General features: G+C 62.5%; 13 protein-coding genes and 1 tRNA gene. 6 read left to right on the top strand and 8 right to left on the bottom strand.

The genetic code is table 11. From position 1 onward, the window contains the following. Nucleotides 1-14: 14 nt before the first annotated feature. Together OK351_RS15955 and OK351_RS15950 are read right to left on the bottom strand one after the other, a co-directional pair. Nucleotides 15-764, bottom strand: coding sequence for a transcriptional regulator FtsR (locus OK351_RS15955; protein ID WP_371931473.1), 750 nt, complete (start codon nt 762-764; stop codon nt 15-17). A gap of 84 nt (nt 765-848) precedes the next feature. Continuing rightward, nucleotides 849-1,298, bottom strand: a complete 450-nt coding sequence (locus tag OK351_RS15950; RefSeq protein WP_265160985.1) for an FHA domain-containing protein — start codon at nt 1,296-1,298, stop codon at nt 849-851. A gap of 264 nt (nt 1,299-1,562) precedes the next feature. Between OK351_RS15950 and OK351_RS15945 the strand changes: the two genes are divergently transcribed. Further along, nucleotides 1,563-1,925 carry a DUF488 domain-containing protein gene (locus OK351_RS15945; protein WP_306349496.1) on the top strand — a complete coding sequence of 121 codons (363 nt, stop codon included), beginning with the start codon at nt 1,563-1,565 and terminating at the stop codon, nt 1,923-1,925. A 246-nt stretch (nt 1,926-2,171) separates the two neighbouring features. Here the strand turns inward: OK351_RS15945 and OK351_RS15940 are convergent, their stop codons facing one another. Next, a complete protein-coding gene (locus OK351_RS15940) occupies nt 2,172-4,076 on the bottom strand; it encodes an FAD-binding monooxygenase (protein WP_265160983.1) in 1,905 nt (634 codons plus the stop codon). Between the two features lie 292 nt (nt 4,077-4,368). Here OK351_RS15940 and OK351_RS15935 point away from each other — a divergent pair, with 292 nt between their 5' ends. From OK351_RS15935 to OK351_RS15925, 3 genes are read left to right on the top strand one after another with little or no spacing between them, the layout of a single operon-like run. After that, nucleotides 4,369-4,992: a TetR/AcrR family transcriptional regulator gene (locus OK351_RS15935; RefSeq protein ID WP_265160981.1), complete on the top strand. Its 624-nt coding sequence runs from the start codon at nt 4,369-4,371 to the stop codon at nt 4,990-4,992. Then, nucleotides 4,989-5,507: a PH domain-containing protein gene (locus OK351_RS15930; protein ID WP_265160978.1), complete on the top strand. Its 519-nt coding sequence runs from the start codon at nt 4,989-4,991 to the stop codon at nt 5,505-5,507. The genes OK351_RS15935 and OK351_RS15930 overlap by 4 nt, the downstream gene beginning before the upstream one ends. Further along, nucleotides 5,504-7,138, top strand: a complete 1,635-nt coding sequence (locus OK351_RS15925; protein WP_265160976.1) for a PH domain-containing protein — start codon at nt 5,504-5,506, stop codon at nt 7,136-7,138. Before OK351_RS15930 ends, OK351_RS15925 begins: the two co-directional genes overlap by 4 nt. Nucleotides 7,139-7,209: 71 nt before the next feature. Here OK351_RS15925 and OK351_RS15920 read toward each other — a convergent pair whose 3' ends face one another. The 3 genes from OK351_RS15920 to OK351_RS15910 form a co-directional block, all read right to left on the bottom strand. After that, nucleotides 7,210-7,866, bottom strand: a complete 657-nt coding sequence (locus OK351_RS15920; protein WP_265160974.1) for an alpha/beta fold hydrolase — start codon at nt 7,864-7,866, stop codon at nt 7,210-7,212. 368 nt (nt 7,867-8,234) lie between these two features. Next, nucleotides 8,235-8,423 (bottom strand): hypothetical protein, encoded by a 189-nt coding sequence (locus OK351_RS15915; RefSeq protein WP_265160972.1) that lies wholly within the window; start codon nt 8,421-8,423, stop codon nt 8,235-8,237. After that, nucleotides 8,389-9,609, bottom strand: a complete 1,221-nt coding sequence (locus tag OK351_RS15910; protein ID WP_265160970.1) for a fatty acid desaturase family protein — start codon at nt 9,607-9,609, stop codon at nt 8,389-8,391. Before OK351_RS15910 ends, OK351_RS15915 begins: the two co-directional genes overlap by 35 nt. A 436-nt stretch (nt 9,610-10,045) precedes the next feature. On the opposite strand from OK351_RS15910, the gene OK351_RS15905 reads away from it, so the two are divergent. Both OK351_RS15905 and OK351_RS15900 read left to right on the top strand, forming a co-directional pair. After that, on the top strand, nt 10,046-10,168 hold the full coding sequence (locus tag OK351_RS15905) for a hypothetical protein (protein ID WP_265160968.1): 123 nt from the start codon (nt 10,046-10,048) through the stop codon (nt 10,166-10,168). A 143-nt stretch (nt 10,169-10,311) separates the two neighbouring features. Further along, nucleotides 10,312-10,536 (top strand): hypothetical protein, encoded by a 225-nt coding sequence (locus tag OK351_RS15900; RefSeq protein WP_265160966.1) that lies wholly within the window; start codon nt 10,312-10,314, stop codon nt 10,534-10,536. Between the two features lie 684 nt (nt 10,537-11,220). On the opposite strand, the gene OK351_RS15895 is transcribed toward OK351_RS15900, so the two are convergent. Next, a tRNA-Pro gene (locus tag OK351_RS15895) sits at nt 11,221-11,297 on the bottom strand. Nucleotides 11,298-11,407: 110 nt separating this feature from the next. Then, the gene (der, locus tag OK351_RS15890) at nt 11,408-12,937 is read right to left on the bottom strand and encodes a ribosome biogenesis GTPase Der (RefSeq protein WP_265160964.1); all 1,530 of its coding nucleotides are present in this window, start codon (nt 12,935-12,937) and stop codon (nt 11,408-11,410) included. Nucleotides 12,938-12,998 lie beyond the last annotated feature (61 nt).

Below are 12,998 nucleotides of genomic sequence, written 5' to 3'. Positions count from 1 at the left end.
CGCTTCTGGCCAGCCTAGCGATCCAGCTGGGAAATAGCACGCTGCACCAGGGCATCGTGCAGTTGGAGGCACTGTTCACCGATTTCACGGGCTTCTTCCGCAGCGCGGGCGCGTGCGGCGATGTCGGGGCGTTTGGCATCGGCGCCCACGATGGACTCGATCAAGGCGAACTCGCGTTCGGCGGCCAGCCGGAACTGCCGCAGGTGGCGCGGTTCCACGCCATGGCTAGCCAAGGACACCGCGGATTTGGTGACCTGGATGCAGTTCTCATCGTAGAGCCCGGCTTCCGGCTCGATAAGCCCGAAGTTTTCCAGCTGACTGATCAGTTCGGGGCCGGCACCGGTCATTCCCTGTAGTTCGGCCTGGGACACCGGCCGACTGTGCTTCTCGGCCTGTTCACCCATCCGGGTATCGACCAGCTGCGGGGCGTTGGGAGCCCCTCCGGGCAGGGAATCCGGGGCATCACCACGGTCCACCGCGTCAAGGTGGTCCTTGATGACCTTCAGCGGCAGGTACTGGTCGCGCTGGACGGCAAGAATGAACCGCAGGCGGTTGACATCGGCCGGCGTGTACTTGCGGTATCCCGCGCTGGTGCGCTGCGGAATGATCAGCCCCTTGTCTTCAAGGAAACGGATCTTCGAGGCGGTAACGCGGGGAAATTCCGGCTTGAGCTCGGAAAGAACCTCACCGATATTTAATGCCGCCGCACGGGTCGGCTCGTGACGCGCCGCCTCGAGCCGAGGGCTTCGTACTGCATCAAACATCGGCAACGGTCCACACCTCGGTTACATCCCAGACAGTTGGCTCCGGGGGCCAACATCAATCACAATTTTACTTCTACGATGATCTTACGCCGGAATGCCCTGGTAGAAGTTCAAACGGAACTTTCCAATCTGCACCTGGACGCCATTGGACAGCAAAACGCTGTCCACCCGGTCACCGTTGATGTAGGTTCCGTTCAATGATCCGATGTCATTGAGCCGGAAACCGTTCTCGACACGGTCGAAAGACGCATGACGCCGCGAGACGGTGACATCATCCAGGAAAATATCGGCATTCACGTGGCGCCCGGCAATATTCTTGTCCTTGTCCAGCAGAAAGCGTGCGCCTTGGTTCGGACCCGTGTGTGCGATGAGCAACGCGGATCCCTCAGGGAGTGCCGCGACCGCGCGCCGCTCGTCTTCGTTGAGATTAAAAATCACCGAGGGTTCGGAAGGTCGACTCTGCGCAGGCAACGCAATACTGGTCGTTTCAGTGACAGACTCGGACTGTGCGTGCTCCGGCCCTTTGTCAGACATAAGATGTCCTCCCGAATACTGTGTGTTTGGCTCACAATCGGCCAAGCGAGATGGTTCAGCGTCGGTTGCGGCTTACACCACAACTATTTACAGATTAGCCTACTCAACATGCAATAGATAACAGGCAATCGGATATTTAGCTGGCGACTTCACTGGCGGGGCCTTCACCGGTCACCGGCGCCCTGCGCATCGCCCGCCAAGAGCCCCTGGGGGCACTGCCCGACGGCCGGGAGTAGGCTGAAGATGGAGGATGGAAAGGCGGACATGATGAGTGCAATTCTGAAAATCAAGCGGATCTATGCCGCACCAGGCGCGGAAGACGGCTACCGGGTCCTGGTTGACCGGCTGTGGCCACGGGGCATGACCAAGGTCGATGCGCAACTGGATCAATGGGGCAAGTCGCTGGCACCATCCAGCGACCTGCGCAAGGGCTGGAACCATGATCCGGAACGTTTTGCGGAGTTCGCCCGGTTCTACCGTCGCGAACTGGACCAGAACCCCCATGTCGACGAGTTCCTCGAAGTCCTCGACGCCCAGCAGACAGTCACCCTGCTATATGCGGCGAAGGACGAAAAGGTCAATCACGCGGTTGTGCTTCGGGACTACCTGCTGGATCAAGTGGACTAGCTTCCGCGGAAACCGGCTGCGGAACGAAGCAGGAACCGTCACGGCATACCTGGTCGCCCGTCATGACCTTCTGAAGATTAATGGAAAAACTGTCCTGGTCCATCGGGTGGCCTTTCTGCAACCGGTTCCTGCTGAGCACAACCGGTTCCCGCCTCGAGGTATTCCCCGGAGGCTGGCCTCAAACGGCTGAAGGACGAAGCATCCAGCATCGAATGCTGGACGCTTCGTCCCGGCAGGGGCGGTAGGTCAAACGGTTTCCGCGGTGGCGTGCTCCTTGAACAACGGGGCAAAGAAGGCCGCCAACTCCTCGGTGGCCTGCAGCGGGAGCACGTTGGCCACGTACTGGTCCGGACGGACCACCACGATGGCCCCGTCGCGGCTGATCCCACGCAGCTCGAAGATGTCCTCGTCCGGCAGGGTGGAGAAGACCTTGCCGTAGTGCATCAGCCCGAACTTGCCATAGTTGGGCCGGAAGGCCCGAGGTGCGTCGGTGAAGTCGAACTCGGTGTGGTCGCTCTGGTAGATGACCTTCACATCGAAGACCGAATCAATATCGGATCCGGCCGGGGTGTGCTTCAGCAGCGGGGACTGCGGGGATTCAACCAACCATTGGGCCAGCGAGGTGGTGGCCGACGGTGCACCAGGCGCGGCCTGGTCAGAGAACACGTAGATCCGCCAGCGACCGTCAGCCTTATGCTGGTGCCCCAGATGAAGCGGGTTAGCGTCCGAGCAGCGCATCACGTTGGCGGATTTGAACCGTTTGCCGATCGGGAACCCGACCGCCAGTTCCTGGTGGGTTCGATCAGCGGTCAGTACCGATGGCTGGTATTCGGTCATGAATCCGGCCGGGAACTCCGCGGTCCGTACGTAGAAGTCGGCAAGGAACGAGGGATCCTCGAATTCCTCGGGCTTCTTGGCCATCAGGGTCGACCATTCCTTGTCGAAATCGATCAGGTTCTTCGCGATGACCTGGCGTTCGGCGGAGTAGGTGCGCAACAGGGATTCCGGGGCCAGACCCGAGAGCACATGCCCCAGCTTCCAGGCCAGGTTGAATCCGTCCTGCATGGACACGTTCATCCCCTGGCCGGCCTTGGCCGAGTGGGTATGGCAGGCGTCGCCGGTGATGAAGACCCGCGGTTCGCGCTTGCCGATGTCCTCGAGCAGGACATCATCGAAGCGGTCGGTCAGGCGGTGGCCCACTTCGTAGACACTGTGCCAGGCAACATCCTTCACCTCCAGGGTGTAGGGGTGCATGATGGCCTGGGCGTGCTTGATGATCTCGTCCAGGCTGGTTTGACGGACCTTGCCGTTGTCATCCTCGGCCACTTCACCCAGGTCGACATACAGGCGGAAGAGGTTCCCGCCTTCGCGTGGAATCAGCAGGATGCTGCCGGCTTCGGAGTGGATGGCGCACTTGATGCGGATATCCGGGAAATCGGTTACGGCCAGGGTGTCCATCACGCCCCAGGCGTGGAAGGCCTGGTCACCGGCCAGGGTCGCACCGATCGAGCGGCGGACGTTGGAGCGGGCCCCGTCGGAACCGACGACGTACTTGGCGCGGACCACGCGCTCGGTGCCCACCTTGGGTCCGTCGGTGTATTCCAGGACCGCATGGACCGGGTACTCGGCGCCTTCCTGGACGGTCAGCGACTTGAACTCGTATCCGTAGTCGGGGGTGATGCGGGCCGGGGAGTTCTTCGCGAACTCGGCGAAGTAGTCCAGCACACGGGCCTGGTTGACAATCAGGTGCTTGAATTCGCTGATTCCTTGCGGGTCGTCCTTGGTACGTGAGGTGCGCACGATATTCTGCGGGTTCTTCGGGTCGGGGCTCCAGAAGTTCATTTCCGTGAGCCAGAACGCCTCGGCGACAATGGCCTCGGCGAAACCGAAAGCCTGGAAGGTTTCCACGCTGCGCGCCTGGATTCCGTCGGCCTGGCCGATTTCCAGTCGACCGGGCCGGCGGTCGATGATACGGGTGCTGACGTTGGGGAACTGGGCCAGCTGTGCAGCCGTGATCATGCCGGCGGGCCCCGAGCCGACGATCAGCACATCCATCTCGTCGGGCAGCTCGGTGGCGCGGTCAATGCCGTACCCTGCCGCCGGCTCGACCCGCGGATCGATTGATACATACCCATTGTGGTGAAACTGCACAGCTTTTCCTCACTGCTCTGTGAAACCTGAAAACCAAGAACCATAAAATGTATTCGATAATCGAACACATTATTCGCATATCGCACAACAACTATAAGCGCCCTGTGAGTACTGACACAAGCCCCGGCGGGCCTGTAGTCAAATTTTTCTTTTCCGACCGCTCGCACTACCTCGTCCCCGACTTCCCCTTCCCCTACTCCATTCCCCCCTCAAACACCTACTGACATCGCAGGATGGTTCGTTAGAACGTGAACCCTTGCCGCGATTAGTACGATCGTACTAATATTGGTCCATGAGTACGAAGCAGGCCGGCGCAGAACGCAGGCGCACCTTTACCGAGACTGCCCGACGCGCTCAGATCGTTGACGCGGCAGCCCAGGTGATGGCTACCGAGGGGTATTCCGGTACGTCCATCGCACGCATCGCCAGCCACCTTGGCATCAGCAAGGGCGTGATCACCTACCACTTCCGCACCAAGGACGAGATCCTTCGCGAGCTGGTGCTGCGCTTCTTCGACGAAGGCTGGCAGCATATGGAGCCGGCCGTGGACGCGGCCACCGGTGCCCGGGGAAAGATCCTGGCCTGGGTGGGTTCCCAATTGGAGTTCTTCTCGCGGCACCGCACCAGGTTCCTGGCCACCGGGGAGATCATGGCCAACCATCGCGGAGCCGACGGCCAGCTGGCTTTCGCCGAGGAACTCGATGAGGAGGTCACCGCGTTGAGCGGGATTATCGTCCGTGGCCAACAGGACGGTGAACTGAGGGAATTCGATCCGCGCACCATCGCCACCTTGATCGTCAAGACCAGTAGCGCCGTCTTGGAGACCTGGGCCGCCGACCCCCAAACGGACCTGCAGGCCCAAAGCGCCGCCCTGCTGGATTTCATCGACCATGCCATCGCCAAGGAGAAACCATGAACCAGCCCAACCATCCCCCGCCTGCCGAGCGGTGGGAATTGCGTACCCCGCGGCATCCGGTCAACCGTCGCGCCGTCTACTGGTGGATGTTGCAGGCGCTGGTGTTTAACGGGGGCATTGCCGCCGCGGCCCTGACCGTCCGGCTGATCTGGCCTTCCACTGCCGGGTGGAGCACACCGGCCCTGGTTCTTGCGTTGCTGGTGCTGCTGGTGGCACTTTTCGTCGAACCGTTCTGGCGTTACCGGGTCCATCGTTGGGAGACGTCCGAGCACGCGGTCTACGCACGTAGCGGCTGGCTGGTGCGCGAATGGAGGGCGGCACCCCTGAGCCGGGCGCAGACCATCGACGCCATCCAGGGCCCCTTGGAACAGCTGCTCGGACTGGCGACCCTGAGGGTAACCACCGCCTCCTCAGGCGGCGCCATCAACATCGTCGGGCTGGATCATGCCACCGCCCAGCGCACCGCCACCGAATTGACCAGGATCGCGGAGCTGACCGAGGGTGATGCCACGTGAACCGGCCGCAGTCGGGGGACGCCCTTGCCGAAGTCGCCGCCGGCGGCAACTGGCAGCAGCTCAGTGCCCGGATGATCTACGTCGACCTGGCCCAGAGCCTGCTCTCGTTGGCTCCGGCCGTGCTGGCACTGTGGATCCTGCCGTTGGAGGTCGGCCCCTCGCAGATCTGGCCGCTGTGGGGCCTGGCGGCGTGGGGCGTGCTCGGCGCCGGCCACGATGCCTGGCGTTGGGTTTTCACGCGCTACCGGATCACCGGCAGCCACGTGGAAATCAAGACCGGACTGATCTTCCGCCAGCATCGTTCGATCCAGCGCGAACGTATCCGCAGCGTGGACATCGAGGCGAAGCTACGCCACCGGATCGGACGGCTGCGGGTGGTGCAGATCGGTGCCGGCCAGCAGACCTCCGCCAGCGAGGCGGCTCTGCGCTTGGACGCGCTGTCTGTGCAGGATGCCTTGGCCCTGCAACAGCACCTTCGCACGATAGCGGCCGTTTCCCGCACCCCGGTCGCGGCCGATGCCCGGTCATCGGCCGCGATCCAACGTGCCGAAAAGGCTCCCGAACCCCGGGAGGTCTTCGCGACCTTCCGACCCGGCTGGTTCATCTACAACATGTTCAATATCTGGGCCTTCCTGGTCGCCGGCGGCCTGGGCTGGGGGCTGTACTGGTTGCTGAGCAGCTTTGGCGTGGATGCCAACGGTTTCATCCTGTCGCTGCTCGATTGGGAATCCCTGGGGGTTCTTCCCACCATCCTCATCGCGGTGCTGGCCCTGGGGGTTTTCGGTGCCCTGGGCATGGGCGTCTTGTATTTCACCGAGTTCTGGAACTTCGAGCTGGCCCGTGTGCATGAGAAGGAGGGCACGATGCTGCGCACCCGGCGCGGGCTGTTCACCACCGTGGAGGTCAATCGCGACGAGCGGCGCATCCGCGGCCTGACCGTGTCCGAGCCGGTCCTCTGGCGCTGGCTGGGCATCTGCGACTCGAATGTGGTGACCACGGGGCTGGATGTCTACTCCATGAAGGATCCCACAGCAATCCTGCCGCGCGGCCCGCGCAGCACCCACTGGCCCAACGCCTCGAAGGTGCTGGGACACACCCCGGATCCGTTCACCTCCGAGTTGCGCCCGCATCCCCAGTCGGCCTTGCGGCGGCGCCTGGCCTGGGCCACCGGTTTCAGCGCAGTGGTCGGCCTGGTGCTCTGGTGGCTGGTGCAGGCACAGGTCATCGCCCCCGCCACCCTGTGGGTGCTGGCCGGGGTGTGGCCCGTGAGCCTGGTTGCGGCGGTCGTCGCCTACCGGGCCCTCGGGCACGGTCTATGCGGGGACTACCTGGTGACCCGTTCGGGGCTGCTGGCCAGGGCCACCACGGCGCTGCAGCGTTCCTCGGTCAGTACCATCGTGGTGCGCGAGTCGTTGCTGCAACGCCGGTTGGGGTTGCGCACGGTGTCGGTCAAGACCGCTGCCGGCTATGGCAGCTACGACACCCCGGATATTACCGCGCAGCACGCCCTGGACTTCGCGCGGCAATGCGCCCCGGGCATCCTGGAGCCGTTCGTGGCGCGTGCCGGAGAACCGGCCACCGACCCTCATTCGACGCCGGCCCGGAGAGGCTCGGCGCCCGGCTCCGTGTGATCCTTCGTTCATCCAGCAGCGGGCGGTTCCCCTAGACGGCCCGCTGCAGGGCTACGGTTAGTCGGAGGGGATCAGGAGGTGAAGCGTTCGATGATGCGTGCCAGATCCGGCGCTCGGGTGAGCATCGGCAGATGCCCGGTGTCCAGGGAGTACACGGTGGCATCAAAACGCTTGGCCGCACGGGTCTGAAAGGAGGTCGGTACGGCGGTGTCCTCGGTGGTCAACACATATCCGCGACGTGCCGGCCAGGACGGCGCACCGATGGGTTCGGCCAGCACCTTGCCGGAGAACGTCCCCGTCTCGCGCACGAGTTTGTCCAGCACCACGGTGGCCACCCCGGGGCCCATGGCCCGCAAACGCTTCTCGCTGAGTTTAAGTCCGGTCTTCACCAGCTGCGGTCCCACCAATTTCGGGCCGACCAACGGCAACACATCGACCAGTGACTTCCCGCTTTGCGGAAGCAGCGAGGAGATGAGCAGTACCGAATCCAGGCGGTCGGGAACCCGTGCGGCGACTTCCGCAGCCACCGAGGCCGAGACCGAGTGCGCCACCAAGTTGACCTTCTCGTCACCCGGGGGCATTGCATCAATGACCAGCTGAGCGTGTTCCTCCAGGGTTCCCTGCCCATCGGGAAACTGGATCACCACGGACCCTTCCTTAAGTTGGGCCCTGACCTGATCCCAGATCCAGCCAGGCAGGCCCCCACCGGTGAGAAACAAGGTCGTCATCACGCATCACTCCTTCACAACCACGCGGCGTAATCCATGTCGCCGTTGGCCCCAGCCTAGAACACAAGACCAGGCGCAGGCATTGTTGACGCCCAAGTTAACGGCATAATTCACAAGATCGGTGGTGTTCTGGCCACCCAAGGGCCGCGCACCGCGACAGCGGCCCGCTGGCGGCTCGGGGTCGCCGTGCTGCGGCTACACTTACCCGTGAGCGAACAACGATCCATCCGCAGGCACTGCGCTGGCGCACCGGAGGCTCGGCATAGGTGGTGCTGCACACTGGCCACCCGGCTATGTCCGGGGCACGTGGTGCTTCGGACGTAGCCGGGTGAGGTGATCGGATGACGTCCTGCGTTACAGGGAGATGCCTAGGGCTGGGCCAGTGGCTGGGGTTCGGGTCCCTGCAGCGGCTCCAGGGCGCTGAACCCGATCTTGTTCCAGCCGCACGACGAGCAGGTCCATAACACCTGGCGCATCGCCATCCGCTGGTCCTGATAGTGCCCTGCGGTGTTCCCTCCCTCGTTATCCCATCTCCTGAGTTGCTTCTCCTCGTCCACGTATCTCAGGGTTTCTGTCTCTTGTATCGACGCCCGATAACACCGTGGGCATTGTGCCGGCTTGTCCATGGGACTCACTGCCTTGTCTGTTGGCTGTTCCCCAAGGTGGGAGACAGTTGGAAATGCTGTCCGAGGTCCGGTACTCCCCCAACGGACAGACGTAGTCGTCGCTTCGCCCGATCCCGACCTTGTTCACATACCGGTATACGCGCCGGTAGCTCTCGGTCAATGTGGTTTCCGTGTAGGGAACCCCGTGTTCATTGCAATATGCCTTGACGATCCTCGCGAGTTCGAACAGCACGGGCCGCGGAGCGGTGGGAAACAAATGGTGTTCAATCTGGTTGTTCAGACCGCCCATGACCGCGGCGAGGAACCGGCTGGAGATGATGTTGCGGCTCACTAGCACCTGGCGCAACAGGAAATCCGATTTGCCGTTGTCCGCGACCAACGGCATCCCCTTGTGGTTCAGGGCGAATACCATGCCCAGGTAAAAGCCGAAGAGTCCGATGTGGACACCCCACACTGCTGCTGCTACTCCCCAGGACAGGGTGAACAGTAGCAGCAGTGCCACGGCCGCCGCGTGAACGGTCATCAGACCCAGCTGAAGGTACCGATACCGGACTTTTCGTTGGGCCAGTAGGTACTTCCAGCTCTCGAAGTAAAGCGAAAGGCCTTCGAGGAACATCAAGGGGAACAGCAACAGGCCTTGTCGGGCGGCAACGGTGCGTACTACCGGAAGCCTGCGCAGGAACCCGCTCGTCGCCGTTGCCGGCACGACAGGTAGGCTCACATCCGGATCCAGGGTGATGTGGTTCGGGTTCTTATGGTGCCGCGTGTGCTTGGCCTGCCACCAGCTGTAGCTGGCCCCGATGACCAGGCTGGCCATAATGATGCTGAAGTACTCGTTGGCCCGTGCGGAACGGAAAATCTGGAAGTGGGATGAATCGTGCACCAGAAAAGCAAAATGCACCAGGATCAGCGCACTGGCCGGGGCAATCACCATTTGCCACCACGTGTCGCCGACGGCGACGAACGTCACCGCCGTGGATCCCAGCGCGGCTAGAAGTATTGTGAGAAGCAGCCAATAGTACAAGTATCGTCTGCGGAGTAGCCCATGGCTGCGCACGTAGGTAGCCAGGGAGCCCATGCCCGGCGATGCGCCGCGGCTGAAGTCGGTGGAAATCATTGGAAGAACCAATCATGGAATCAGATACGCTAAACGGTCACCTTTGACCTAATCCACGAAGACCGGTACTTGTCTCAGCCGTGTCCCGTGTCGCTGTGCCGGTCAATGGCTCCTGCATTATCTGATCGCCGGTTCCATAGGCTTGCCCGGCACAAAAGTTCGCGACCAACTCCGCGATTCCCCTGCCGTGGACCTAAACCCCATGGCCGAAGGAACCGTACTTCCAGTCTACGCCCCTATTCGGCGAATCTGGCTGGCAGTTTCCCCTACACCCTGCGCGCCTAGCGCGGCCTTCACTTACCGGCAGCAGTGGGGCGGGATACAAGTCCGCCGCGTTCGCGAAGGGACGATGGCGGTGCCCCGGCTTAACCTATTTCCCTTGTTGTCGGCCGGTGATCGCAGACTACCGATGGACACCTGAACCATAGGAGTATGCATGTCGCGCCGCACAAAGAGATTCCTGGGAAACCTTTCGGTATTGACCATGCTGGTAGCCATTGTGGTGTTGCTGGTGATGAGCGCGATGAGCCCCTCCTTCCTGAAATCCACCAACAACTGACGGCGGAGGCCAACGCGCACACGCCCATCGTCCAGGCGCTACCGAGCAGGACACCGGTTCAGGCCCCATGGCCCATCCGCGATGCCACCAGCACCCTGGCCGCGGATTTAATGGCTTCCTGGGTATCCGCCGATGGAGGCACCATGGAGTCGGCAACACTGCGTCACCAGGTCAGGGACGCGAGCTCGGTGTACGACAACGAGGTGGTGCTCCTGGTGGATGATGCGTTGGCGGACAGCATGGATAATCTACGGGCGGTCGCGGAGCAACTCGGTGAACATGCCTGTGGGCAGCATCCGGGGCTTCTGATCACCGCGATGACCGAAAACGCCAGGTTGTCGGCCACCCACGAGTGCGATTGGACGTAGCAGCCGGCACCAACACGCCAGCGCACGCCGGTTTCCTAGATGCCCGACTCGATGCTGCAGTTCACGACGAACAAAAGAGTGTCAGCCCCGCCCGAGCGCAACTGCGAGAAGAACTCGAACAGCGCACTCGCAAAGAATCTCGCCTCATTGACGCACTAACCGATGGGATCCTCAACAAGGATCAAGCGCGGGAAAAGATGAATGTCCTGACGCTATCCAATCCCGGATGGAAAGCATGAACGAACAGCTTGCTCTCGGCGTCCGCGTCCTTCGCGAAGCATCCCAGCAGCTGAACGATCCAAAGCAGTACTACAAAGTACTCCCCTGATAGCCATCGCCGCATCATGCTGCAAACCTATTTCGAACGTATGGATGTATGGGACGAGTCAGGGTACACGGCACCGGTTCGCGAACCGTTCGCCTCAGTCGTTGCCGCCAACCGCGAATTCGGTTATCCACAGGGTGTTGCCAAAACCACACTGTCCGCAGAATCGACACAGGCGTGTCCAGCCGGTCGAAACGGTGAATCAACCTCCCGATCACCAAAACCGTCCCAGAACGCGATATTCGGCCATTCGGACCATGACAACGATCATAAAGAAAGTGACGCCGGTTTCCCGGCGTCACCTCTGTCGTATTCTCTTGCTGGATATTACCGGGACGATTGTTCCAATAAATCCATTTTGGTCGGGCTAGCGGGATTTGAACCCACGGCCTCCTGACCCCCAGTCAGGCGCGCTACCAAGCTGCGCCATAGCCCGAATTGCTTTCGCAGCCGTTCTCCCCCGACCCTAAGACCGGCGGTGCCGCCTACGAAAAGCTCCTAGATAACCCTACACCACAATTGCCTGCAGGATCGAATCGGCCACCGCTACCTGTTACGTCCGCGACGTTCGCGGATGCGCATCGACACCTCGATCGGTGTGCCTTCGAAGCCGAAGGTCTCACGCAACCGACGGGCGATGTACCGGCGGTAGCCCGGATCCAGGAAACCGGTGGTGAACAGGACGAACCGCGGTGGGCGGGACGAGGCCTGGGTGCCGAACAGGATGCGTGGCTGCTTGCCACCGCGGACCGGGTGCGGGTGGGCCGCCACCAGCTCGCCGAGGAAGGCGTTGAGCTTGCCGGTCGGGATGCGCTTGTCCCAGGAATCCAGTGCGGTGTTCAGCGCGGGAACCAGCTTGTCCTTGTGCCAACCGGTCAGCGCCGAGATGTTCACCCGTGGCGCCCAGTCGATGTGCGCAAGATCTCGTTCGATCTCCTTCTCCAGGTAGAGCCGGCGATCCGCGTCGACGTTGTCCCACTTGTTGAAGACCACCACCAGCGCACGGCCGGCCTCGATGGCCAGCTGGATGATGCGCACATCCTGTTCGGAGACAACCTCATCGGCGGCCAGCAGGATCACGGCCACCTCGGCCTTTTCCAGGGCGGCCTGGGTGCGCAGCGAGGCGTAGTAGTCCGAGCCGACCGCCATATGCTGGCGGCGGCGGATTCCTGCGGTGTCCACGAAGCGCCAGACGTTTCCACCGAGTTCGACCAGCTCGTCCACCGGGTCGCGGGTGGTGCCGGCGAAGTCGTCGACGACCACTCGTTCGGAGCCGGCCAGCTTGTTCAGCAGCGAGCTCTTGCCCACGTTCGGGCGCCCAATCAGCGCGATGCGGCGTGGACCGCCGCGCGGGATGACCCCGCCGAAGGCGGAGAACTCCGGCATCTTCTCCATGACGGCGTCCAGCAGGTCGGCGGTGCCGCGTCCGTGCAGTGCCGAGACGGGCCACGGCTGGCCGAATCCCAGTCCCCACAGCGAGGCGGCCTCGGCTTCCTGGTTGAAATCATCGACCTTGTTGGCCACCAGGAACACCGGCTTGCCCTTGCGGCGCAGCATCTTGACCACGGCCTCGTCGGTGGCGGTGGCCCCCACATGGCTGTCCACCACAAAGAGGATCACATCCGACACGTCGGCGGCGATCTCGGCCTGCTCGGCTACCGAGGCGTGGATGCCTTTGGCGTCGTGTTCCCAGCCGCCGGTGTCCACCAGCGAGAAGTCCCGGCCGTCCCATTCGGCGTTGTAGGACACACGGTCACGGGTCACCCCGGGCACGTCCTCGACGACGGCCTCACGGCGGCCCAGGATCCTGTTGACCAGGGTGGACTTGCCCACATTGGGTCGTCCGATGACGGCCAGCACGGGTGGGATGCCGATATCCGAGTCCTCGTCGAGATCGGTGTCCAGCCCTGCCAGCAGGGCCGCGTCCTCCTCGTCCAGGTCGTAGTCGGCCAGCCCGGCACGCAGGGCCTGCGCCCGCTGCTCGGCTTCCTCGTCGCTGAGCGCGCCCAGCCGTTCGACGATGTCGTCGTCACTGGCCGGGATGTAATCGTCTTCGGAAGTGCGTTTCTCGCTCATGGTCTTCCCTTTCAAGGCGGTAGGTGCAGCCGGATGTCTCACGACAGCGGCCGGAAGGAAC

This window comes from Glutamicibacter sp. MNS18, assembly GCF_026107515.2.
Lineage (GTDB): Bacteria > Actinomycetota > Actinomycetes > Actinomycetales > Micrococcaceae > Glutamicibacter.
The sequence above is the reverse complement of the archived record's forward strand: the minus strand, read 5'-3'. Positions and strand labels throughout refer to the sequence as shown.